A 24,106-nucleotide genomic window follows, 5' to 3' on the forward strand; every position below is an offset into this window, starting at 1 on the left:
AACGCAGCACCGCTATCCTCCTCGTACCCGGAGAAACGTTATGTCTGAAACAATCAAGCGTAATACCATCGGCAAATTCGGCCTGCTGTCGCTGACGTTTGCCGCCGTTTTTAGTTTTAACAACGTTATCAATAATAATATCGAACTGGGGCTCGCTTCGGCCCCGATGTTCTTTTTAGCGACGCTGTTCTACTTCATTCCGTTTTGTTTAATCATCGCGGAGTTTGTGTCGCTGAATAAAAACTCCGAAGCCGGGGTTTATGCCTGGGTGAAAAGTTCACTTGGCGGGCGCTGGGCATTTATCACCGCCTATACCTACTGGTTTGTTAACCTGTTCTTTTTCACCTCATTATTACCACGCGTTATCGCCTACGCCTCTTACGCCTTTCTGGGCTATGAGTACATTCTTACGCCGTTTGCCACCACGGTACTGAGCATGGTGCTTTTTGCCTTCTCAACCTGGGTGTCCACCAACGGGGCGAAAATGCTGGGGCCCATTACTTCTGTAACCTCAACGCTGATGCTGCTGCTGACGCTCTCTTATATCCTGCTGGCCGGTGCTGCGCTGATGGGCGGCGTGCAACCCGCCGACCCGATTACCGTCGATGCGATGATCCCGCATTTCAACTGGGCATTCCTCGGTATTACCACCTGGATCTTTATGGCCGCCGGTGGCGCGGAGTCCGTGGCGGTATACGTTAACGACGTGAAGGGCGGCTCAAAATCTTTCGTTAAGGTCATCATCCTGGCGGGGATCTTTATCGGCGTGCTGTACTCCATCTCTTCGGTGCTGATTAACGTCTTTATCAGCAGCAAGGAGCTGAAATTTACCGGTGGTTCGGTACAGGTGTTTCACGGCCTGGCGGTCTGGTTTGGTCTGCCAGAAGTGCTGATGAACCGTTTTGTGGGCCTGGTCTCCTTTACCGCGATGTTTGGCTCGCTGCTAATGTGGACGGCAACACCGGTTAAAATCTTCTTCTCGGAAATCCCAACCGGTATTTTTGGCCCGAAAACCGTGGCCCTGAACCAGAATGGCGTACCGGCACGCGCGGCCTGGATACAGTTTCTGATTGTCATCCCGCTGATGATTATCCCGACTATGGGCTCAAACACCGCGCAGGATCTGATGAACACCGTCATTAATATGACCGCCGCGGCCTCTATGCTGCCACCGCTGTTCATCATGCTGGCGTACCTGAACCTGCGCCGTAAGCTCGATCATCTGCCGCGCGATTTCAAAATGGGCTCACGCATCACGGGCATGGTGGTGGTGTCGATGCTGATTGTTATTTTCGCCATCGGCTTTGTCGCCTCAACCTTCCCGACCGGCGGCAATATTCTGACCATTATTTTCTATAACGTCGGCGGTATTGTTTTATTCCTCGGCTTTGCCTGGTGGAAATACAGCAAATACGTAAAGGGATTATCAAAAGAACAACAAGAAGTTGAAGCATCACCCGCCTCAAATATTACTTGATACAGCAGGCAGGTTTTTTATTTCTTTGGGATGAGTTTATGAAAATTAAAGCAAATTATGCTGGGGCACTCGCTGCCCTCTCTTTCTGCTGCCCGTCATTTGCCGCAGAGGACGCGCGACCGGCAGAGCACGATGACACCAAAACACCGCAGATCAGTTCTCCGTCATACCGCTTTTATGGCGAACTGGGTGTCGGCGGATATATGGATCTGGAAGGTAAGGAAAAACACAAATACAGTGACGGGACTTATATTGAGGGCGGTCTGGAAATAAAACAGGGCAACTGGTTTGGGCTGATTTACGGCGAAGGCTGGACGGTGCAGGCCGACAGCCAGGGCAATGCCTGGGTCCCCGATCACAGCTGGGGCGGTTTTGAAGGCGGGCTTAACCGTTTATACGGCGGTTATAAAACCAATAACGACACCGAAATCATGCTCAGCGTGCGACAGGACTCCTCGCTTGATGACCTGCAATGGTGGGGCGATTTCACGCCGGACATGGGATATGTGATCCCCAATACCCGCGACATCATGTACGCCCTCAAGGTGCAGAATCGCTCGGGTAATCTGCGCTACAGCGTGACCGCCACGCCTGCGGGGCACCATGACGAAAGCAAGGCCTGGCTGCATTTTGGCAAGTACGACCGCTATGACGATAAGTACACCTACCCGGCAATGGCGAACGGCTATATCCAGTATGACATCGTTAAAGACGTCACCTGGATGAACGGACTGGAACTTACCGATGGTACAGGCCAACTCTTTCTGACCGGCATTCTGTCCCCTAACCTGGCAGCTCGCGCCTGGCACCATACCGGACGAGCGAGCGGCAAGGACACCTCCGGCACGGAATCGGGGTACATGGTCAGCGCCATGGTAGAGGCGCTTAAGGGTGTCTATCTCTCCACCGCCTACAGCTACGCACGGCATCGCCCGGACAACGCTGCCGACGAAACCACCTCGTTTATGCAGTTTGGTATCTGGTACGAATACGGCGGGGGGCGTTTCGCCACCGCTGCCGATAGCCGCTTCTATATGAAAAATGCCTCTGGCGATCCGAGCGACCGGGTCTTCCTGATGCAATATTTCTACTGGTAAAAAGGGAACCGCCGCCAATGAAAATATCGACCTGTCTGACCCCGCTGGCCTGCGCGCTCGCGTTGAGTTTCTCCGCGCACGCCGCCACGGCCGACGCGTTTAAAAATGTCATAAACCGTACCGGCGCACCGGCATACATGCACGATTTCGATGATGACGACCACCAGCGCTTTAACCCCTTTTTCGATTTGGGTGCCTGGCATGGTCATCTGTTGCCGGACGGGCCGCAGACCCAGGGGGGATTTCCCGGCGTAGCGCTACTCACCGAAGAGTACATTAACTTTATGGCGACCAATTTTGACCGCCTGAGCGTCTGGCAAAACGGTAAAAAAGTGGACTTTACGCTTGAGGCTTACAGCCTCCCCGGCGCGCTGGTGCAAAAACTCACCGCCAAAGATGTGCAGATTGAGATGACGCTGCGCTTCGCCTCTTCGCGTACCTCACTGCTGGAAACCCGAATCACCAGCAGCACCCCGCTCGACCTGGTGTGGGACGGCGAACTGCTGGAAAAACTGGAAGCCAAAAGTGGCAAGCCGCTCTCAGATAAAACCATTGACGGCGCGTTCCCGGATTATCATCGCCAGATTGTGCCGACCCGCGATGGGCTGAAAGTCACCTTCGGCAAAGTGCGTTCCACCTGGGATCTGCTCACCTCCGGCAGTTCGGAATATCAGATCCATAAATCGATAGCCACGCAGACCAGCGTGAATGGCCACCGCTTTATCAGCAAGGCGCACATTTCCGGCAGCACCACGCTTTACACCACCTACTCCCATTTGCTGAATGCCGATGAAGTACAACGCGAACAACCACAAATCCGCGATATTCTGGCGCGCCCCGCCGTCTTTATGAGCGCCGCAAAAACGCGCTGGGAAGCGTATCTGCAAAAGGGGTTAAGCAATCCGAACGCCACGCCAGAGCAGACTCGTGTGGCGGTTAAAGCCATTGAAACCCTCAACGGTAACTGGCGCTCACCGGGCGGCGCAGTGCACTACAACACGGTCACACCGTCCGTGACCGGGCGCTGGTTCTCTGGCAACCAGACCTGGCCGTGGGATACCTGGAAGCAGGCCTTTGCCATGTCGCACTTCAACCCGGATATCGCCAAAGAGAACATCCGCGCGGTCTTCTCCTGGCAAATCAAACCCGACGATCCGGTGCGCCCACAGGACGCCGGTTTTGTGCCCGATCTCATTGCCTGGAACCTGAGCCCGGAACGCGGCGGCGATGGCGGCAACTGGAACGAACGCAATACCAAACCGAGCCTGGCGGCATGGTCGGTGATGGAGGTGTACAACGTCACGCATGATAAAGCCTGGCTTGCCGAGATGTACCCAAAACTGACGGCGTATCATGACTGGTGGCTGCGTAACCGGGATCATAACGGCAACGGCGTGCCGGAATATGGCGCAACCCGGGACAAAGCCCATAACACCCCGGGCGGTGAGATGCTGTTTATGGTCAAAAAAGGCGAAAAAGAAGAGTCGCTTTCAGGCCTTGATAAGTACGAAAGTGTGGTCAGCAATGGCCATTACGACAGCCTTGAAATTCCGGCGCAGGTGGCCGCCTCCTGGGAATCCGGGCGCGATGACGCCGCCGTATTCGGCTTTATTGATAAAGAACAGCTGGATGCATATGTGAAAAACGGCGGGAAACGCAGCGACTGGACGGTGAAATTCGCAGAGAACCGCAGTAAAGAAGGGACTCTACTGGGCTATTCACTGTTGCAGGAGTCTGTCGATCAGGCGAGCTATATGTACAGCGACAATCACTATCTGGCGCAAATGGCGACTGTGCTGGGCAAAACCCAGGACGCAACCCACTATCGCCAGTTGGCAGATAAGCTCGCGAACTATATCAATACCTGCATGTTCGACGCCGCAAGCGGCTTTTACTATGACATTCGTATCGAAGACAAACCGCTGGCAAACGGCTGCTCGGGGAAACCCATCGTCGAGCGTGGTAAAGGGCCGGAAGGCTGGTCACCGCTGTTTAACGGCGCAGCCACGCAGCAACAGGCGGATGCCGTGGTGAAAGTGATGCTGGATGAAAAAGAGTTCAACACTTACGTGCCGCTCGGGACTGCCGCGCTGACAAACCCGGCGTTCGGCCCGGATATTTACTGGCGTGGCCGCGTCTGGGTAGATCAGTTCTGGTTTGGCTTAAAAGGAATGGAGCGTTACGGTTATCGCCAGCAAGCACAGCATCTGGCACAGGCGTTCTTTAATCATGCGAAAGGGCTCACGTCCGACGGCCCGATTCAGGAAAACTACAATCCACTGACCGGAGCGCAGCAAGGCGCACCTAACTTTTCGTGGAGCGCGGCGCATCTGTACATGCTGTATAACGACTTTTTCCGTAAAGATTAACGCGTGATCCAGAGCGTGGGCCAGGCATCTGGCCCATGCCAGTTATCGCAGCTTGGCTCTTCGGCATACCGCACCAGGCGAAAACGCTGGCCGTCAAAACGCCAGCGGGTCTGAATGCCACAATCCGCAATCCCCCGCCCTAACGACAGCGTGCTCAGCTCACGGGTTTTCTCGTCAAAACTGGCGTTCATCAGCTCCATTTCACTGCTGTCGCTCGATGGCGTAAACGGCAGTCGCAGCCTGACGCTTCTGGCGGCAAAGGGCTTTTTACGTGATACCAGCCAGGCGAGGTCGACGGTGTTGTAGGCCCCGGCTTCACAGCTTACCATCAACAGCGCTTTGTCGTCGGTTAATGCCGTCACCCGCACTTCCCGGCGATTAGGATCAAGTGAGCACTGGCTGTTGTTCATCCGCCAGGTGCCATAATCCAGCAGATCGTTGAGTTCATCATGGGAAAGCGGTGTCGGCGTGGGGTTCACGACCGCCACTTCTTTCAGGGCGGGCGCAGGCGGCACGCTCAGCGGCGGCTCTCCGCCTTTTTTAATCCACGCGGTTTCGCTCCCCACGCGCTTTTGCTGGGCATCAATAAACAGCAGAGCGGCCTTCAGCCCGTCCAGAGAGATAATCTGTCTTCCCCCTTTCAGGGTCAGCGCTTTGCCTTCCTGAATGCTTTTCAAAAAGGCGGTAATAGTTGTGGCGTCATCCGTCATTAAATGCCACGGAGTCACCTGCCAGTGCAGAGGTTCCAGCTTTAATGGGATGTTATCCAGAAGCAGGCGCGGCGCGATGTCAGGCTCTTTAACCGACGGGGAATCAAGCCCTCCCAGGTCGATACGCAGCGTGGCATCTGTTTTCGCGCCAGCACTGCGGCTGAGCGTCATCACCAGCCCATGATGTTCACCGGTATTGCGTGCAACACAAAAGTTTTGGTTGTTACAGGTCACCTGCCAGTCAGAAAAAGACTGCTGTGCAGGCGCTGCCCACACCAAAGGCGCGCGTAGCACGCAACATAACGAGAGAATAAAAACGCAGTAGCGCATGGATGGCACAATCCCGGAAACAAAAACGCAAATCTGGGCAGTATCTTCGTGTTACAACCAGGCGGGCTCAATCGGATTTATCGGATAGATTTATCCGAAACTCATCAGACTACCGTTCGAAAGCGCCGCTCATTAACCCGGTTGTTTGCAAATACTGCAATAAGATCACCGCTTTACCGTCCTTGATCTCCCCTGAACGCAGCATTGTTAATGCCTGAGAAAAAGGGATTTCCAGTACTTCGATATCTTCGTCATCCACACCGCCGCCCCGGTGAGTGCGCTGCGCATCGCTGTATTCTGCAATAAAGAAGTGCACTAATTCCGTGACGCCGCCTGGCGACATAAATAACTCAAAGACTTTTTTCACTTCGCCCACTTCAAAGCCTGTCTCTTCAATGGCCTCTTTGCGGATACAGACTTCCGGCTCGTCGTCATCAAGCAGACCGGCACAGGTTTCAATGAGCCGTCCGTCCAGATTACCGTTTACCCATGTCGCAACCCGGAACTGGCGAATTAACACCACGCTCTGTTTTTCACGGTTATACAGCAGGATGGTCGCGCCGTTACCGCGATCGTAGACCTCACGCTTGTGACGGATAACCTCACCGTTTTTACGTGTTAAATCATAGGTGATGTTACGCAGGACAAAGTAATTTTCAGAAAGGATTTTGTCTTTGATAACGTCTATTTTCAGGGTCATACGGGCTCCACGGCGCAATGAATGTGCTTATACTACGCCGCGAAACCCGCTTTGTCGCCCGCCTGATTTAGTGCGTTTTTGGCGCGCGAACCCCAAGCCAGTCCATCATGCCCTGCGCCGCATGACGTCCTTCCGCCATCGCGGTAACCACCAGATCCGCACCGCGCACCGCATCACCACCGGCGAAAATTTGCGGGTTGGTTGTCTGGTAGCGATAAGGGCTGTCAACTGAGGCCACAATCCGTCCCCAGTCGTCGGTGTTAACCCCCTGGGCCTGTAACCACGGCATGGCGTGCGGGTTAAAGCCAAATGCCATGATGACCGCATCCGCAGGCATCACGAACTCACTGCCCGCCACCGGAACCGGCCGCCGCCGTCCCTGAGCATCAGGCTCGCCCAGTTCAGTGCGCAGCATTCGGATCCCGTTCACCTGCCCGTTCTTCGCCAGCGTCAGCTCAACCGGCTGCACGTTAAATTCAAACTCGGCACCCTCTTCCTTCGCGTTTTTCACCTCTTTTTTCGAGCCCGGCATATTGGCCTCATCGCGGCGGTAGGCGCAGGTCACTTTCGCCGCGCCATGGCGTAATGCAGTACGCACGCAGTCCATCGCCGTATCGCCCCCGCCCAGCACCACCACGTTCAGACCCTGTGTGTTGATGTACGGCTCGGCGGCTGTCGGTTCAAGCCCCATCACCTGACGCGTGTTGGCCACTAAAAACGGCAGCGCATCGTACACACCAGGCGCATCCTCGTGAGGAATACCCGCTTTCATCGAACGATAGGTGCCAACGCCGATAAACAGGGCGTCGTAGTCACTCAACAACTGAGACATCGACACGTCTTTGCCCACTTCGCAGTTCAACTCGAAGTGGATCCCCATGGCGGTAAAGATCTCCCGGCGGCGTGCCAGCAGCGATTTGTCCAGCTTGAAGGCCGGGATGCCGAAGGTCAGTAATCCGCCGATTTCCGGGTGTCGGTCATACACGGTGACGTTCACCCCGTGGCGCACCAGCACGTCTGCACAGGCAAGCCCGGCGGGGCCAGCGCCAATAATGGCGATGCGTTTATCTACCGGGACAACCCCGGTCATGTCCGGAGTCCAGCCCATGGCCAGCGCCTGATCGGAGATATAGCGTTCGATATTGCCAATCGTCACCGCGCCAGATTCATCCCGCACCGTGCAGGCGCCTTCACATAATCGGTCCTGCGGGCAGACCCGGCCGGTAATTTCAGGTAAACAGTTGGTCTGATGAGAGAGCGCCACCGCACCGGTGATGTCTCCTTCCTTTACGCGTTCAATCCACTGAGGGATGTGGTTATGCAGCGGGCATGTCCATTCGCAGATACTGTGTTCGCCGCATTTCAGGCAGCGTGAGGCCTCGCGATGCGCCTGCTCTGCCCGGAATGGCAGGTAGATCTCGTTAAAATGGCAGGCGCGTGCTTCAGGGCTAAGCTTGTCCGGCTCGCCGCGGGGTACCAGGGCCTGCATCTGCTGCAATTTTGTGGGTGGCGTTTGGCGCTGTGCCGCCTCGCTATGCCAGGGCTGCGCTTCGAGCCTTGCGGTGCGCTGGCGACGCGATTTCGCCAGGTTATCCAGCACGCCAGGCGTGGCGAGCGTCAGGACATCCGCCGGGCAATTTTCGATGCAGGCCGGGCCTTGCGGACGTTGCACGCAGAGGTCGCACTTGTGGGCCGTGGCCTTCACGCTACCGTTGTTCAGCGGCGTAACGATGATTTCCATCGTGCCAAACGGGCAGGCCACCACGCAGGCTTTGCAACCAATGCATTTTTGTTGATTCACCTGTACGCTGTCATGGTTTTTACTGATAGCGCCGTTAGGACAGCTCTGCGCGCAGGGTGCATTCTCACAATGATGACAGGTAACGGGGCTTTTTCTGGCGCCGGACCGGAGTACCGTAATGCGGGGATGAAAATGGCGCTCGCTCAGGACATGCTGCTCGTCGTTGTGCGCCATAACACAGGCGACTTCGCAAGCACGACATCCGATACATTGCTGGCTGTTGGCCATAATAAAACGATTCATAACTACACCTGTTTTGGCTTCAATAACCTTATTCTTTATATGAATATTGTATTTACCGAGTGCAGTGTTATCAGGCAATGTTCAAATGCCCAGGAAGCCAAACTATTTACAGTGAACCTGTGGAAGATCAATTTATTTCATTCGGGATGAAATTGCGTTTCATCTGATTACCTTTATTTTCAGGAAGCTGTTTTGTGACCGTTAAACGACCTGTTTCCAGAAGCCTGGCTCGGGCTTTTTTTTCGATAGTGTTGCTGTCCGTTTTCACCTGCGCCATCGCGCTGCTGACGCTTGCCAGCAGCCAGCGTGACGCCGAGGCCATTAACATTGCGGGTTCTCTGCGAATGCAGAGCTATCGACTGGGCTACGAAATGCAGCGGGCAAGCCCGGAGCTGCAAAAACACCGCCAGTCCTGGCAGCAGACCCTGAGTGCGCCCGCGCTGCAAAAGCTCGACCGCTGGTATGTGCCGGACAACGTTAAACAGCGCTACCAGCAGCTGCATCTTGGCTGGCAAGAGATGGACAGACAGATAGCAAAAGGGGACACGGCCTGGTATCAGACGCATATTCAGGACTTTGTCGGCCGTATCGACGCCTTCGTGCTGGCGCTTCAGCACTATACGGAACACAAGATCCAGCTGGTTATCCTGATTTCACTCGCCGGTGGGCTGGGTATTTTACTGCTCGCCCTCATTACCCTGCGGGGCATCCGCCGTCAGGTTGTGGCACCGCTGAACCATCTGGTTGAGGCGAGTGAACGTATCGAACAGGGCGATTTTAGTACCCCTGTCCCGAATACCCACCTGACTAATGAACTGGGCCAATTATCCCGCGCGTTCAATCATATGTCGGCAGAGCTACATTCGCTGTATCGCTCTCTGGAACACTCGGTTGCGGAAAAAACCCAACATCTGAATGAAGCTCATCAGCAGCTCGAAATGTTATTCAAGTGCTCGCAGGCGCTGAATACCGGCCAGATAGACAGCCACTGCTTCCGCCATATTTTGCAGATTGTGCATGAGTACACGCAGATGAGTTACCTGGAGCTGCGCACCAGCGACGACTGGCAGCTTTGCGAAGGCAGTGAGCAGGAGGCACTAAAGATGCAAAACCTGCCGGTACTGATGCAGGATACGCTTTACGGCGAGCTGCGCTGGCAAAGCGAAACCGGGACGGTTCCGGTTCCTCTGATGAAAAGCGTGGCCACGATGCTGGGCCGCGGGCTTTACTTCAACCAGGCACAAAAACATTATCAACAGCTGCTGTTAATGGAGGAGCGCGCCACCATCGCTCGCGAGCTGCACGATTCGCTGGCGCAGGTACTCTCGTATTTACGTATCCAGCTGACGTTGCTCAGGCATGCTGTGCCGGAAGAAAACGCCCCGGCACAAACCATTATTTCTGACTTTTCCCGCGAGCTTAACAATGCGTGGCATCAGCTGCGCGAGCTGCTTACCACCTTCCGCCTGACGCTCAACCACGCCAACCTGCCGGGGGCGTTACAGGAGTCGCTGGATAGCCTACAAAGCCAGACACAGGCCAGACTGATCCTCGACTGCCGTCTGTCTTCGCTGGCGCTGGATGCGCAAAAACAGGTGCACCTGTTACAGATAGTCCGTGAGGCGGTGCTGAATGCCATTAAACATGCCCAGGCGAGCGAGATAACCGTTAGCTGTGTGACCTCCACTGACGGGACGCACAGCGTCAATATTCGCGATAACGGGATTGGTATTGGCGAGGCAAGCGAGCCACCAGGACACTACGGTCTGAACATTATGCGTGAGCGCGCTGGCAGGCTGGGCGGCACCCTGCACTTTTCTCAGCCACCGAATGGCGGAACCCAGGTCAGCGTAACATTCAGAACGCCGATGAGCCTTGCGGGTAAATAACGGTAAATTAAAGACTATTGTCACCATCACGCCACTGTCATGCGTGATACTTGCCGTTACGCCTTCGGGGAGGAACGCTGTAAAAGGGCATGATAATTTACAATATCTCCTTTATTTCTCCACGTTTGGCTCTCGCCTTACCGCTAGAGTGATGCGGGCAATATACAATAATGACGTGCTGCAAAAAGAGGTCACATTTTCATGGCGAATTTCTTTATCGATCGCCCCATTTTTGCCTGGGTGCTAGCAATTATTTTGTGTCTGACTGGCGTCCTGGCAATTACTTCACTTCCTGTTGAGCAATATCCCGATCTGGCACCGCCAAACGTACGTATCACGGCAAACTATCCTGGTGCGTCGGCACAGACGCTGGAAAATACCGTGACGCAGGTCGTCGAGCAGAACATGACCGGGCTCGATAACCTGATGTACATGTCCTCGCAAAGTAGCGCCACCGGGCAGGCGACGGTTACCCTGAGCTTTACCGCCGGTACTGACCCGGATGAAGCCGTCCAGCAGGTGCAAAACCAGCTGCAATCGGCCATGCGTAAGCTGCCTCAGGCGGTCCAGAACCAGGGCGTCACGGTGCGTAAAACCGGCGATACCAACATTCTGACCATTGCGTTTGTTTCCACCGATGGTTCAATGGATAAGCAGGATATTGCGGACTACGTTGCCAGTAATATTCAGGATCCTATTAGCCGTATCAACGGTGTCGGCGATATCGATGCCTATGGCTCGCAATATTCCATGCGCATCTGGCTGGATCCCAACAAGCTGAACAGCTTCCAGATGACCGCGACAGACGTCACTGACGCCATCAAATCCCAGAACGCCCAAATCGCCGTCGGGCAACTGGGCGGTACCCCTTCCGTTGATAAGCAGGCGCTGAACGCCACCATCAACTCACAGTCGCTACTGCAAACGCCTGACCAGTTCCGCAATATTACGCTGCGCGTGAATCAGGACGGCTCTGAAGTGCGCCTGGGAGATGTCGCCACGGTAGAAATGGGGGCGGAAAAATATGATTACCTGAGCCGCTTTAACGGCAATCAGGCGTCCGGTCTGGGGATTAAACTGGCCTCCGGGGCGAACGAAATGGCCACCGCGAAGCTGGTGTTAGATCGTCTGGACGAGCTTTCGCAGTATTTCCCGCACGGGCTGGAATACAAAGTCGCCTACGAAACCACCTCCTTCGTGAAGGCCTCAATTGAGGACGTGGTGAAAACCCTGCTCGAAGCCATCGCGCTGGTGTTCCTGGTGATGTATCTGTTCCTGCAAAACTTCCGCGCCACGCTTATCCCGACCATTGCGGTGCCGGTGGTGCTGCTGGGTACCTTCGCGGTGCTTTACACGTTTGGCTACAGTATCAACACCCTGACCATGTTTGCGATGGTGCTGGCGATAGGCCTGCTGGTGGATGACGCCATCGTGGTGGTCGAAAACGTCGAGCGAATCATGAGCGAGGAAGGGCTCTCGCCGCGTGACGCCACGCGTAAATCGATGGGGCAAATTCAGGGCGCGCTGGTGGGTATCGCGATGGTGCTCTCGGCGGTATTCATTCCGATGGCGTTCTTTGGCGGCACAACCGGTGCAATCTATCGCCAGTTCTCCATCACCATTGTGTCGGCAATGGTGCTTTCGGTGCTGGTGGCGATGATCCTCACCCCGGCCTTATGTTCCACGATCCTCAAACCGCTGCATAAAGGTGAACATCACGGCCAGAAAGGTTTCTTCGGCTGGTTTAACCGCATGTTTAATCGTAACGCGGCGCGTTATGAAGCGGGTGTTGGCCGTGTGCTGCACCGAAGCCTGCGCTGGATGATGATTTACGTGGTGCTTCTGGGCGGCATGGTCTGGCTGTTCCTGCATCTTCCTACGTCATTCCTGCCGATGGAAGACCGCGGTATGTTCACCACGTCTGTGCAGCTCCCGAGTGGGGCAACGCAACAGCAGACGCTGAAAGTGGTCGAAAAGGTTGAGCACTACTTCTTCACCAAAGAGAAAGACAACGTGGTGTCGGTGTTTTCAACCGTTGGCTCCGGGCCTGGCGGCAACGGTCAAAACGTGGCGCGCATGTTCGTGCGCCTGAAAGACTGGGATGAGCGTGACACGAAAACGGGCACGTCGTTTGCCATTATCGAACGCGCCACCAAAGCGTTTAACAAAATTAAGGAAGCGCGCGTCTTTGCCAGCAGCCCACCGGCCATCAGCGGGCTGGGTAGCTCCGCCGGGTTTGATATGGAGCTTCAGGACCATGCCGGTGCAGGACACACGGCGTTAATGGCGGCGCGTGACCAGTTGCTTGAACTGGCAGGCAAAGACACAACCCTGACCCGAGTTCGCCATAACGGCCTTGATGACAGCCCACAGCTACAGGTCGATATTGACCAGCGTAAGGCGCAGGCGTTGGGTGTTTCCATCGACGATATTAACGACACGCTGCAAACGGCGTGGGGCTCCAGCTACGTGAACGACTTTATGGACAGGGGGCGTGTGAAAAAGGTTTACGTCCAGTCCGATGCCCAGTTCCGAATGTTACCGGATGATATCAACCGCTGGTTTGTGCGTAACAATGCCGGCAGCATGGTGCCCTTCTCTGCGTTCTCCAGCTCGCACTGGGAAAGTGGCTCTCCGCGCCTGGAGCGTTACGATGGCTATTCTGCGGTAGAAATCGTCGGTGAAGCCGCACCGGGTGTCAGTACAGGGACCGCGATGGACACCATGGAAAAACTGGTGCAGCAGCTCCCGAGCGGGTTTGGTCTTGAGTGGACGGCTATGTCTTACCAGGAACGGCTGTCTGGTGCCCAGGCCCCTGCCCTTTATGCACTCTCGTTGCTGGTGGTCTTCCTCTGCCTGGCTGCGCTTTATGAAAGCTGGTCTGTACCGTTCTCCGTCATGCTGGTTGTACCGCTTGGCGTAATTGGCGCACTGCTGGCGACCTGGATGCGCGGGCTGGAAAACGATGTTTACTTCCAGGTTGGGTTGCTCACCGTAATTGGCTTGTCTGCGAAAAACGCCATTCTGATTGTTGAGTTTGCCAACGAGATGAATGCGAAGGGTCACGATCTGATGTCGGCCACACTGCACGCCTGCCGTCAGCGTTTACGCCCGATCCTGATGACCTCACTGGCGTTTGTGTTCGGCGTCTTGCCGATGGCGACCAGCTCAGGCGCAGGTTCAAGCAGCCAACATGCGGTAGGGACAGGCGTGATGGGCGGCATGATTTCAGCCACCATCCTGGCCATCTATTTTGTTCCGCTGTTCTTTGTTCTGGTACGTCGCCGCTTCCCGCTGAAGCCACGTCCGGAATAACGCATAACGGGTATAAAAAAGGCGGCTCTTAAGGCCGCCTTTTTATTGTGTGATTAATTCACACTATGGTTATTTTAGTTATTTTAGTGCTCTTGCATTTTCTGCTGAAAGTCATTTACGAAGCATACCTTCGATAAAATCTTTCCAGTTCCCCAGTTCACGTTCAATCATAACTACCTCTCTTATTATTATGCGCATTCTACGTAAACCCATCATCACTGTGAAGACATTTTAACCAATTACTGTGATAAGCCCCGCGTCTCATCAGGACTTAGGCTAAATATGAGCGCAGAACCCTAAATTTTATGTGACCAATAGCAATATTTTGAAATAACCATACGCGCGGGTGAGAATTAAATTAATCGCTGACTTTATTAGGAATTTAAACAATATGGACATCTATGCTTAAATGATGAAAGAATATTCAGCTTACAGGTGTGAGTTGAATTAAGAAGAATTGTAAATCAGCGATATTCTGAATGTGTTATATTCCACTTAAGGATATATCCTCGAAATAATTGAACGTTTAACCATCATAAGAACAAAAGGATTCAACATGGTTGTGATGTACGGCATTAAAAATTGTGACACCATCAAAAAAGCACGCCGCTGGCTGGAAACGCACGGTGTGGAGTATCGTTTTCATGATTACCGCACCGACGGTCTTGATGCAGAATTTCTGCATACCGCTATCGCTGAACTGGGCTGGGAAGCACTGCTGAATACCCGGGGCACGACCTGGAGAAAACTGGACGAATCGCTGCGTGCCAGTATCAACGACGCGAGCAGCGCGGTTAAACTGATGCTGGAAATGCCAGCAATTATCAAACGCCCATTGCTCTGTGCGCCCGGGCAGCCTATGCTGCTGGGCTTTAGTGATTCTCTTTATCAGACTTTTTTCGTTGAGGTGTAGTCTATGTCATGCCCGGTCATTGAGCTGACTCAGCAGCTTATTCGCCGTCCTTCCCTCAGCCCGGACGACGCAGGTTGTCAGGCATTAATGATTGAGCGCCTGCGTGCGATCGGTTTTACCGTCGAACGTATGGATTTTGGCGATACGCAGAACTTCTGGGCCTGGCGCGGCCAGGGTGAAACGCTGGCCTTTGCCGGGCATACCGATGTGGTTCCCGCCGGGGATGCAGACCGCTGGATCAACCCACCGTTCGAACCGACTATCCGCGACGGAATGCTGTTTGGCCGTGGCGCGGCAGACATGAAAGGCTCGCTGGCGGCAATGGTCGTTGCAGCGGAACGCTTTGTCGCCCAGCATCCAGACCATAAAAACCGCCTCGCGTTTCTGATCACCTCTGATGAAGAAGCCAGCGCGCACAATGGTACCGTGAAGGTCGTTGAAGCGCTGATGGCGCGTAACGAGCGCCTGGATTACTGCCTGGTGGGTGAGCCATCCAGCACCGAAGTGGTCGGTGATGTGGTGAAAAATGGCCGTCGTGGTTCGCTGACCTGTAATCTGACCATTCATGGCGTACAGGGGCACGTTGCTTATCCGCACCTTGCCGACAACCCTGTTCACCGTGCCGCACCAATGCTGAATGAGCTGGTCGCGATTGAGTGGGATAAAGGCAATGAATTCTTCCCGCCGACCAGTATGCAAATTGCCAACGTGCAGGCTGGCACGGGCAGCAACAACGTCATTCCGGGTGATTTTTACGTGCAGTTCAACTTCCGCTTCAGCACCGAGTTGACCGACAAGATGATCAAAGCCCGCGTCGTGGCGCTGCTGGAAAAATATTCACTGCGCTACACGGTTGACTGGTGGCTTTCGGGTCAGCCATTCCTGACGCAACGCGGGAAACTGGTGGATGCGGTGGTGAACGCTATCGCGCACTATAATGAAATAAAGCCACAACTGTTGACGACCGGCGGAACATCAGACGGGCGCTTTATCGCTCGGATGGGTGCGCAGGTTGTAGAACTGGGCCCGGTGAATGCCACCATTCATAAAATTAATGAATGTGTGAATGCGGCAGATTTGCAGCTGTTGGCCCGCATGTATCAACGTATCATGGAGCAACTCGTCGCCTGACGATTGCTCTGAGAAGGAATAGCGAATGGACTGGCTGGCAAAATATTGGTGGATCCTGGTGTTGGTTTTTTTGGTCGGCGTGTTGCTCAACGTCATTAAAGATCTGAAACGTGTTGACCATAAAAAGTTCCTTGCTAACAAGCCGGAACTCCCGCCACACCGTGATTTTAACGACAAATGGGATGATGACGACAACTGGCCGAACAAAGACCAGAAGAAGTAATCCTCTCTATCTCAACGCTCTCCCCTGTGGGGAGAGCGTTGAGTTTCATCACATAAATTCGACAATATTATCGTCATTCGGCTTACCACCGCTCAGCGCTTCATCGAAGTAGTGCTTCGGTACGGTATAGCGCAAATGATCGAGCGCAAACTGCATACTGCGATCGTCAATGGCGTGGCCCAAATCATCAACAATATCCAGCGTCACATCACCACCACCGCGGATCAGGGCTTCCTGCGCGGCAACCGCATGAGAAAGCTCAATCACCCGGTCTTCACCCCCGTGAATAAGGTGGATAGTGGTCTGCGTGGTGGCGCTTTGCGGTAAGGTGGCAAAGCGGCCGTTAAAGGCGATTACGCGGGATACCAGTCCTAGCTGCGCTTTGACGCTTTCAAGGGACATAATCGACCCCTGGGAGAAACCGATAAGCGCAGTGGCCTCAGCGCCCACGCCGCTCTCTTGCTGCCAGTAGCGAACCGTTTCAATAAAGGTTGGCATAATGGCATCAATACGCGCCTGACGATTCTCCTCGGTCACGCCCTGCACGGAGAACCATTGCCGTCCGTTCGGACCGCACGGCTCCACACCGCCGACACTGATAATCATCGCGTCCGGGAAAAGCGGCGCGAACCAGCTGCCAATCTGACCCATATTGGCGGCATTATCACCAACACCATGAAACAGAAGCAGTAACTGTTTAGCCGGTTTGTCAGGACGTCGAACAACAAAATGGTCGTGTTTCATGGCGGTCTCCTTAATTGATGACCTGGATTCTACGCCTCTCGGGGGTAATGACCATGCCACTTTACTGAAGAAGTCATTGAAAAAATTGCCATTGCAAAATGTCGTGCTTCAGCCGCTGGCAGCGGTCGGCATCCAGATATTCCAGCATCTGCGCCGTTTCAGCGCGAAGCATGGCCAGAAGCGCTTTTCGCCCGCTGAGCGCCAGTTCAGCACTGAGCGTGACATCATCCTTTTGTCCTTCGATTTTGCCGCGCAGTGCCGGGAGCGGAGCTTCCACCGTCAGCAACAGACGTGTTAAGGCGGCCACTGATGTGGAAAAGGGCCGATGTGCAAAGGCAAACCCTGCCAGTTCCAGCCAGTCGTCATGATTAAGGGTAGCTTCCCAGCCATCTTCCACTGGGATCTGTTCCGCATTCCAGGCCGACAGCACGCGCGCATCCCGGCAAAGCCGCTGATGCGCCTGCGCACAGAGCTGATGCCCCGCGTCGCTTAATGGCAGTAATGCCATCGCCGTATAACAACCGCTGCTGGCCTCTCGGTGACTGCCCATTCGTACCAGCACAAAACCGCACTGCTGCCAGAAATGCCAAAGTTCATCGGTGTAGCCAAAACTGACCGACAGGTAATCCTGATGCGCGTGCTGTTTTGCGCTGTGAATAAGCGCGTGTCCGATACCTTCGCGCTGGCGAGCAGGGTGGACGGCAATTCGGGTGACCCGTCTGCCCGTGAGGGTGGCAGCGAGAGGAGAGCCGCCGTGTGCGGCAAGAGACTGGGCGACAAGGTTACCGCGTGGGCGCCGAAATCCCGCCCAGACGGCCAGGCTAAGCCCGGTCGTTAACCCTCCCTCATCCACCAGCCACAATGCCCCGGCGATGGCATCATCGGTTTCTGCCACTGTAAAATGCTGGCCCGGCGCGTCCATCATGCGGCGTAAATCAAGCGGAGAGGTACGATAATGTGCCGCGCATAACAGCTCATACACGCTGGCGGTTAATTCCGGGTGGCTTTCCCACGCCTGAGGCTCTAACGCCCTGATGCGTACCGCGCTTTTGGGAACACTATCAATAAGCGCGTCATCAAACAGCAAGGCTTTTGCGACGACTCGCTCTAGCGGGCAGCCTGCCGCCCAGCGGATCGGGGTGGATAACGTAAAGCGCTGCAACCCGCTAAACCGGGCGCAAAATTTCAGTAAAAAGCCCCTGCCCGTCCCTTCATAGCCCTGAACGGTGGTGGTGAGCAATACACGGGGGAAACGTCGCACCAGCTTTTCAAGGAGTGGGCCAGGGATGGCAGCCGCTTCATCAACAATCAGCCAGTCGGCCTGAACGCTGGAGGCCAGCAGTGCATCCGGGGCCATAAAGCGATAGTTTTCACCGGCAAAACGGGCAATGACATCCGTAGCCCCTTTGGCGGGCGCGGTCACAACGGCGCTACCGGCTATGCTGTTCAGTAGCATCCCCGCAAGCGCAGATTTCCCGCGCCCACGCGCTGCCGTGACGGCAGCAACGCCCTCTTGCATAGCCAGAAGTTGTGTCAGGATCGCAGCCTGTTCACGCTGTGGCTCACCGTTAGCCGGAAGCCAGTCGTGCGATGGGGGAAGCGACTCAAGATGCAATGCCGAGTGCTGCTGCCATAACACCACATCCGGGTCGGCCGCGATAACCCGGCTAAAATGGTGGACAAAATGCGGGGTGGCGATGGGTTCTGCGCTGTCGCTCCAGCGCAGAGAGTCGGCGTCTGGCCGCTCTGCCCAGGAGGAAAGCGGCGGAAGCAGCAATACCAGCAGGCTACCGGCACGTAACGTGCCGCTCAGCGCGGCAAAAGCCGATACGTCAAAGCCGCTGCGGGCATCAAAAATGGCATGAAGGAACTCCCGCCCCAGCAGCCCGCTTAACGCATCAGGCGCGCTGTACGGCTCAACCGGCGCATGTTGCCCCACCCACAGCCAGTCTCCCCGCAGCTGTTCGCGTAAGGCCAGCGCCTGCTCATTCGCCCAGTGTTCATCACCGCTCAACACCACCAGATGACGATGCCCTCTGCGCTGTAACTGGCCAGTCAGACGTTCAAAAGGCATGTCTTACAGTGCTTTGCCGAAGGTATTGCATTGCGCCGGGTCACCGCTGGCGAAACCGCGTTTAAACCAGGTGTAGCGTTGTTCGGATGTTCCGTGCGTGAAGCTGTCCGGCACGACGCGGCCCTGGCTTTGCTGCTGGAGACGATCGTCGCCAATGGCCTGCGCGGCGTTTAACGCCTCTTCTAAATCACCGGCCTCCAGCACACCTTGCTGCTGCATACTGTGGCCCCAGACACCCGCAAAGCAGTCTGCCTGCAATTCCATACGCACGGAGAGGCGGTTCACTTCCGCCTGAGAGGCATTTTGTTGCAGCTGGCGGACTTTCGGTTCAATTCCCAGCAGCTTTTGCACGTGATGTCCCACTTCGTGGGCAATGACATAGCCCTGGGCAAAATCACCATCGGCGCCCAGCTTGCGTTTCATGTCATCGTAGAAAGAGAGGTCGATATAGACGGTGCTGTCAGCCGGGCAATAGAAAGGTCCCATCACCGACTGGCCGGTGCCGCATCCGGTGCGTGTCGCACCGCGGTACATCACCAGTTTTGGCTGTTGATAGGTACGCCCCATCTTGTCAAAAAGCTGGCCCCAGGTATCTTCCGTGGTCGCCAGAATAACAGAGGTGAATTTAGCGGCTTCATCTTCATTCGGGCTGATGGAGCGCTGAGTTTGTTGTTGCTGTTGTAGCGGTTCTCCGGTCATTAAACCGGTAAGATCGACGCCGTAGTAGCCCGCAACCAGCACGATGACCAGCAAAATAATGCCGCCCTTCCCGCCAGGTAAACGGAAACCGGGGCCACCCATCATCGGGCCACCGCCGCCGCCGCTGCGCCTGTCTTCTACATTGTCACTTTCACGACGCCCTTGCCAGCGCATAACCACCTCGAACTATTCCATTAACAATAGCTATGATCGTAGGCGGTTAACGGCAAGATTACCATAGGAAACAAAGGTAAGACGCCAAAGGATACGTACATCCTTTGGCAGAGGCAGGTATTAGTCGAGCTTAACGCCTAAACGATGAGCAACCGCTTCATAGGCTTCAATCAGGCCACCCAGGCTCTGACGGAAGCGGTCTTTGTCCATTTTATCCAGCGTTTCTTTGTCCCACAGACGGCTGCCGTCCGGAGAGAATTCATCGCCGAGCACCACTTCGCCTTTGAACAGACCGAATTCCAGTTTGAAGTCGACCAGGATCAGGCCAGCATCATCAAACAGTTTTTTCAGCACGTCGTTGGCTTTGTAGGTCAGCTCTTTCATGCGCGCCAGGTTCTCTTTGTTCACCCAGCCGAAGGTTTCGCAGTAAGAGTCGTTGACCATCGGGTCGTGCATTGCATCGTTTTTCAGGAACAGGTCGAACAACGGCGGGTTCAACTCGATACCTTCTTCAATGCCAAGACGCTTCACCAGGGAGCCCGCGGCACGGTTACGCACAACACACTCAACCGGCACCATATCCAGTTTTTTCACCAGACATTCCGTGTCGGACAGCAACGCTTCCATCTGAGTCGGAATGCCCGCTTCGGCCAGTTTGGTCATAATGAAATGGTTGAACTTGTTGTTCACCATACCTTTACGGTCGAACTGCTCAATGCGCGCGCCATCCCCTGCTGACGTATCATTGCGGAATTCGAGCACCAACAGATCCGGGTTTTCCGTGCTGTATACGGTTTTCGCTTTGCCACGATACAACTCAGCTTGCTTCTGCATCTTCATTACTCCTGGTGTGATGATTTGTGTTCAAAACTGGGGATATTATGCCACGCACACGTTTGCGTAGCACTAAAATAAAAAGGGCTGGATTAACCAGCCCTCTTTTTTATTTGCTGAATGCAGCCTGGAAGACTGCGACCAGCGCATCATTCTGCGACTGGGTCAGCGTGTGACCTTTCGGATCAATAAACTGCAAGCTACTGCGGTTATCGAGGTCACCTACCTGAATTTTGTAGTCGCCCGAGGCCAGATCTGGATCGTGTGCGCCCAGTTCCTGCCATGCGCTATCGGACAGCGGCTTGTAGGTTGCCGTCATGCTACCCGTTGAGCGGGTGCTGTCGGTCACTTTCATGCCCACTTTTTCAAGTGTTGCTGGCAGGCGCTGCCAGGTCTGGTTAAACGGTGCACGCACCACCAGCATTGGCAGACCGGTATCATCTGCGGCGCTTTGAACGTCGAAGGTTGCACCGTTGCGGCTCTGTGCGGCGTTAGCGGCATCAGTCGCATTTTTGTCCAGCCCTGACGCGATAACGTTCAGCATTTCGGTGCTGTAACGCTGCATTGAGGAAGGATCGGCAACCGGCTTACCAGCCTGCTCCAGGTTCAGCAGTTTAACGGTAACAGCCTGCTGGTAACCCTGAGGTTTAACGGAGACTTGATAACGACCACGGTACTGCTGATCTTCATCCAGACGGTTCCAGTCAACCCAGTCAGTGGTTAACGTCTGACTGGCGTCATCGCGTTTCGCAATCGCGTAGTTCTTCGACTGAATCACGCTAACAACCTGCGGCCACAACGTATTGTTACGACCGTTTTCAACCATCAGAGAAGCCGTATCACCGGTAAACTGGGTACGAGCCCCGCTTACCAGAGCCAGAGGCTGAGCTGGCGGACGAATATCGAGCGCTTTACCGACCTGGCCACTCCCGTTGGTCACGGGGATATTATAATCGCCGTTCTGGATCGGCAGGATCATTCCCGCGGGTGCGTGAAGTTCAGCAAGCGGTGTCGCTTCCAGATAGGATTCATCACCGCTCACCTGGCGCTTGTAGCGTGAATCTGAGCTACAGGCAGCGAGCAGCATAACAAGCGAAACACTCGCAACCTTCGCCAGGCGCGACTTCTGTACTGAATAAGCCATCAAATCTCCCTAAACTTTACAGCAAACCGGCATGTTTCAGCGCTGCTGCAACGATTTCGCGACCGTGGTCGGTAATCGGTGTCATTGGCAGACGCAACGTGTCGGTCGCTACAAGTCCCAATTCCTTACAAGCCCATTTCACTGGGATCGGATTGGGTTCGACAAATAATTTATTGTGCAACGGCATCAGACGCTGGTTAATCACGCGAGCTTCATCGAAATGACCGGCCGCAGCCAGTTTGCACATTTCGGCCATATCACGTGCCGCAACGTTAGCAGTTACGGAAATCACGCCATGGCCACCCAGCTGCATAAAGTCCAGCGAGGTCGCATCATCACCGCTCAGCAGGATAAAGTCATCTGAAACCAGCTCTTTGATCTGGTGAACACGACTTAAGTTCCCTGTCGCTTCTTTAATCCCGATAATATTTTTTACTTTCGAGAGGCGGCCAACTGTTTCCGGCAGCATATCGCACCCGGTACGGGACGGCACATTATACAGAATTTGTGGCAAGTCAGTATGTTCAGCGATGGCTTTGAAATGCTGGAACAAACCTTCCTGAGTAGGACGGTTGTAATATGGCGTTACCGTCAGACAGCCAACAATACCGCTGTCGTTAAAACGTTTGGTCAGGCTGATAGCTTCTGCGGTTGCATTAGCGCCCGTTCCTGCGATGACCGGAATACGTCCATCGGCCAGCTCCAGGGTCAGCATAACCACATCGCCGTGCTCTTCATGGCTCAGCGTTGCAGATTCACCGGTAGTCCCTACCGAAACGATCGCCGAGGTTCCATTGGCGACATGGTAATCAATGAGCTTCTTCATGCTTGACCGGCAGACATTACCTTTTTCATCCATCGGTGTAACAAGCGCGACAATACTTCCCGTGAACATGGGCCATCCTCTGTGCGAACAAGAGCCTCAATGTTACGTTTGGAACTGTAATAAAAGCAAGCGACCTGAGGCTCTCAGGCGGTTGTATGCATGTTTTTTTTATGCTTTCCTTAGGAAGACTTAACCAAGCAAAGGAAGAACGGGTTTGACAACCTCATCACAACATTACCTGGTTATCACTGCGCTGGGTGCTGACAGGCCGGGTATCGTGAACACCATCACCCGCCACGTAAGCAGTTGCGGCTGTAATATTGAAGACAGCCGCCTGGCGATGCTGGGCGAAGAGTTCACATTTATTATGTTGCTTTCCGGGACATGGAACGCCATTACGCTGATTGAATCCACCCTGCCGCTAAAAGGCGCGGAGCTGGATTTATTGATCGTGATGAAACGCACCACGGCTCGCCCGCGTCCTGCTATGCCTGCAACCGTGTGGGTGCAGGTTGAAGTCCCTGACTCACCGCATCTTATTGAACGCTTTACCGCGCTTTTTGACAGCCATCAGATGAACATTGCTGAGCTGGTTTCCCGTACCCAGACCGGCGATGACAGCGCACTTCCAATGCTGTTTATTCAGATTACCGCGCACTGCCCTGCCTCGCAGGATGCGTCAAATATCGAGCAAGCGTTTAAAGCCCTCTGTACAGAATTAAACGCGCAAGGCAGTATAAGCGTCGTCAATTATTCGCAGCATGAACAAGATGGAGTTGATTAATGAATCCACTGAAAGCCGGTGACATCGCACCGAAATTTAGCCTGCCGGATCAAGACGGCGAGCAAGTAAATTTAACCGACTTCCAGGGACAGCGTGTTCTGGTCTATTTCTACCCGAAAGCCATGACGCCGGGCTGTACCGTACAGGCCTGCGGTATACGCGACAACATGGACGAGTTGAAAAAAGTCGGTGTGGAAGTGCTGGGGATCAGCACCGACAAACCAGAAAAACTGTCACGTTTTGCTGAGAAAGAGCTGCTGAACTTCACGCTGCTTTCCGACGAAGAGCACCAGGTGTGCGAGCAGTTTGGTGTCTGGGGCGAGAAAACCTTTATGGGTAAAACCTATGACGGTATTCATCGCATCAGCTTCCTGGTCGACGCTGACGGTAAAGTTGAGCATGTGTTTGATGACTTCAAAACCAGCAATCACCACGACGTGGTGTTGAACTGGCTGAAAGAGAACGCGTGATAAACAGCAAAACAGCAACGCAGGTTGTAATGCTTGTCAGTTAAGCACGGTGGAGTGTCCCGTTCACCTTAATACCCGCAGAAAATAATTCGTTCAGAACACGTGAACGGGATAAGGGAGCCGCCGCGGCCCCCTTATCAATCCACGCGGCCCGCCAGG

At 54.5% G+C, this 24,106-nt stretch carries 20 protein-coding genes; 10 read left to right on the forward strand and 10 right to left on the reverse strand.

The window, feature by feature from the left end; translation table 11 throughout:
* Positions 1 to 40 precede the first annotated feature (40 nt).
* The 3 genes from M987_RS22045 to ygjK are packed head-to-tail and all read left to right on the forward strand — an operon-like array spanning position 41 to position 4,943.
* Positions 41 to 1,477 carry an amino acid permease gene (locus M987_RS22045; protein WP_014071268.1) on the forward strand — a complete coding sequence of 479 codons (1,437 nt, stop codon included), beginning with the start codon at positions 41 to 43 and terminating at the stop codon, positions 1,475 to 1,477.
* A gap of 38 nt (positions 1,478 to 1,515) precedes the next feature.
* Positions 1,516 to 2,574, forward strand: coding sequence for a protein YgjJ (gene ygjJ, locus M987_RS22050; protein WP_014071269.1), 1,059 nt, complete (start codon positions 1,516 to 1,518; stop codon positions 2,572 to 2,574).
* Positions 2,575 to 2,591: 17 nt separating this feature from the next.
* Positions 2,592 to 4,943, forward strand: coding sequence for an alpha-glucosidase (gene ygjK, locus M987_RS22055; RefSeq protein ID WP_014071270.1), 2,352 nt, complete (start codon positions 2,592 to 2,594; stop codon positions 4,941 to 4,943).
* On the opposite strand, the gene M987_RS22060 is transcribed toward ygjK, so the two are convergent.
* The 3 genes from M987_RS22060 to aegA form a co-directional block, all read right to left on the reverse strand.
* Complete coding sequence (locus M987_RS22060) at positions 4,940 to 5,983, reverse strand: DUF1176 domain-containing protein (RefSeq protein ID WP_014071271.1); 1,044 nt, start codon at positions 5,981 to 5,983, stop codon at positions 4,940 to 4,942. The two genes, ygjK and M987_RS22060, sit on opposite strands and share 4 nt — an antisense overlap.
* A gap of 109 nt (positions 5,984 to 6,092) precedes the next feature.
* On the reverse strand, positions 6,093 to 6,683 hold the full coding sequence (nudK, locus tag M987_RS22065) for a GDP-mannose pyrophosphatase NudK (RefSeq protein ID WP_014071272.1): 591 nt from the start codon (positions 6,681 to 6,683) through the stop codon (positions 6,093 to 6,095).
* A 67-nt stretch (positions 6,684 to 6,750) separates the two neighbouring features.
* Entirely contained in the window at positions 6,751 to 8,727 is a 1,977-nt protein-coding gene (gene aegA, locus M987_RS22070) for a formate-dependent uric acid utilization protein AegA (RefSeq protein ID WP_014071273.1), read from the reverse strand.
* A gap of 194 nt (positions 8,728 to 8,921) precedes the next feature.
* Between aegA and narQ the strand changes: the two genes are divergently transcribed.
* Together narQ and acrD are read left to right on the forward strand one after the other, a co-directional pair.
* Entirely contained in the window at positions 8,922 to 10,616 is a 1,695-nt protein-coding gene (gene narQ, locus M987_RS22080; RefSeq protein ID WP_014071274.1) for a nitrate/nitrite two-component system sensor histidine kinase NarQ, read from the forward strand.
* A gap of 201 nt (positions 10,617 to 10,817) precedes the next feature.
* Positions 10,818 to 13,931: a multidrug efflux RND transporter permease AcrD gene (gene acrD / locus M987_RS22085; RefSeq protein ID WP_014071275.1), complete on the forward strand. Its 3,114-nt coding sequence runs from the start codon at positions 10,818 to 10,820 to the stop codon at positions 13,929 to 13,931.
* Positions 13,932 to 14,042: 111 nt separating this feature from the next.
* Here the strand turns inward: acrD and ypfM are convergent, their stop codons facing one another.
* The gene (gene ypfM / locus M987_RS24785) at positions 14,043 to 14,102 is read right to left on the reverse strand and encodes a protein YpfM (protein ID WP_015572204.1); all 60 of its coding nucleotides are present in this window, start codon (positions 14,100 to 14,102) and stop codon (positions 14,043 to 14,045) included.
* 385 nt (positions 14,103 to 14,487) lie between these two features.
* On the opposite strand from ypfM, the gene M987_RS22090 reads away from it, so the two are divergent.
* The 3 genes from M987_RS22090 to M987_RS22100 are packed head-to-tail and all read left to right on the forward strand — an operon-like array spanning position 14,488 to position 16,198.
* The gene (locus M987_RS22090; protein WP_014071276.1) at positions 14,488 to 14,844 is read left to right on the forward strand and encodes an ArsC family reductase; all 357 of its coding nucleotides are present in this window, start codon (positions 14,488 to 14,490) and stop codon (positions 14,842 to 14,844) included.
* A 3-nt stretch (positions 14,845 to 14,847) separates the two neighbouring features.
* The gene (gene dapE / locus M987_RS22095) at positions 14,848 to 15,975 is read left to right on the forward strand and encodes a succinyl-diaminopimelate desuccinylase (protein ID WP_014071277.1); all 1,128 of its coding nucleotides are present in this window, start codon (positions 14,848 to 14,850) and stop codon (positions 15,973 to 15,975) included.
* 25 nt (positions 15,976 to 16,000) lie between these two features.
* Positions 16,001 to 16,198: a YpfN family protein gene (locus tag M987_RS22100; protein WP_014071278.1), complete on the forward strand. Its 198-nt coding sequence runs from the start codon at positions 16,001 to 16,003 to the stop codon at positions 16,196 to 16,198.
* 48 nt (positions 16,199 to 16,246) lie between these two features.
* On the opposite strand, the gene ypfH is transcribed toward M987_RS22100, so the two are convergent.
* From ypfH to dapA, 6 genes are all read right to left on the reverse strand, one after another.
* Positions 16,247 to 16,942 (reverse strand): esterase, encoded by a 696-nt coding sequence (gene ypfH, locus M987_RS22105; protein ID WP_014071279.1) that lies wholly within the window; start codon positions 16,940 to 16,942, stop codon positions 16,247 to 16,249.
* Between the two features lie 73 nt (positions 16,943 to 17,015).
* Positions 17,016 to 19,016, reverse strand: coding sequence for a tRNA(Met) cytidine acetyltransferase TmcA (locus M987_RS22110; RefSeq protein WP_014071280.1), 2,001 nt, complete (start codon positions 19,014 to 19,016; stop codon positions 17,016 to 17,018).
* A gap of 3 nt (positions 19,017 to 19,019) precedes the next feature.
* Positions 19,020 to 19,889, reverse strand: a complete 870-nt coding sequence (gene ypfJ, locus M987_RS22115; RefSeq protein WP_014071281.1) for a KPN_02809 family neutral zinc metallopeptidase — start codon at positions 19,887 to 19,889, stop codon at positions 19,020 to 19,022.
* A 120-nt stretch (positions 19,890 to 20,009) separates the two neighbouring features.
* The gene (purC, locus tag M987_RS22120) at positions 20,010 to 20,723 is read right to left on the reverse strand and encodes a phosphoribosylaminoimidazolesuccinocarboxamide synthase (protein ID WP_014071282.1); all 714 of its coding nucleotides are present in this window, start codon (positions 20,721 to 20,723) and stop codon (positions 20,010 to 20,012) included.
* A gap of 109 nt (positions 20,724 to 20,832) precedes the next feature.
* Positions 20,833 to 21,867 carry an outer membrane protein assembly factor BamC gene (bamC, locus tag M987_RS22125; protein ID WP_014071283.1) on the reverse strand — a complete coding sequence of 345 codons (1,035 nt, stop codon included), beginning with the start codon at positions 21,865 to 21,867 and terminating at the stop codon, positions 20,833 to 20,835.
* A gap of 16 nt (positions 21,868 to 21,883) precedes the next feature.
* Positions 21,884 to 22,762, reverse strand: coding sequence for a 4-hydroxy-tetrahydrodipicolinate synthase (gene dapA, locus M987_RS22130; protein ID WP_014071284.1), 879 nt, complete (start codon positions 22,760 to 22,762; stop codon positions 21,884 to 21,886).
* A gap of 145 nt (positions 22,763 to 22,907) precedes the next feature.
* On the opposite strand from dapA, the gene M987_RS22135 reads away from it, so the two are divergent.
* Positions 22,908 to 23,477 (forward strand): glycine cleavage system transcriptional repressor, encoded by a 570-nt coding sequence (locus M987_RS22135; RefSeq protein ID WP_014071285.1) that lies wholly within the window; start codon positions 22,908 to 22,910, stop codon positions 23,475 to 23,477.
* Positions 23,477 to 23,947, forward strand: a complete 471-nt coding sequence (gene bcp, locus M987_RS22140) for a thioredoxin-dependent thiol peroxidase (RefSeq protein ID WP_014071286.1) — start codon at positions 23,477 to 23,479, stop codon at positions 23,945 to 23,947. Before M987_RS22135 ends, bcp begins: the two co-directional genes overlap by 1 nt.
* The last annotated feature ends 159 nt before the right edge of the window (positions 23,948 to 24,106 follow it).

The sequence above is a fragment of the Enterobacter soli ATCC BAA-2102 genome (assembly GCF_001654845.1).
Lineage (GTDB): Bacteria > Pseudomonadota > Gammaproteobacteria > Enterobacterales > Enterobacteriaceae > Enterobacter > Enterobacter soli.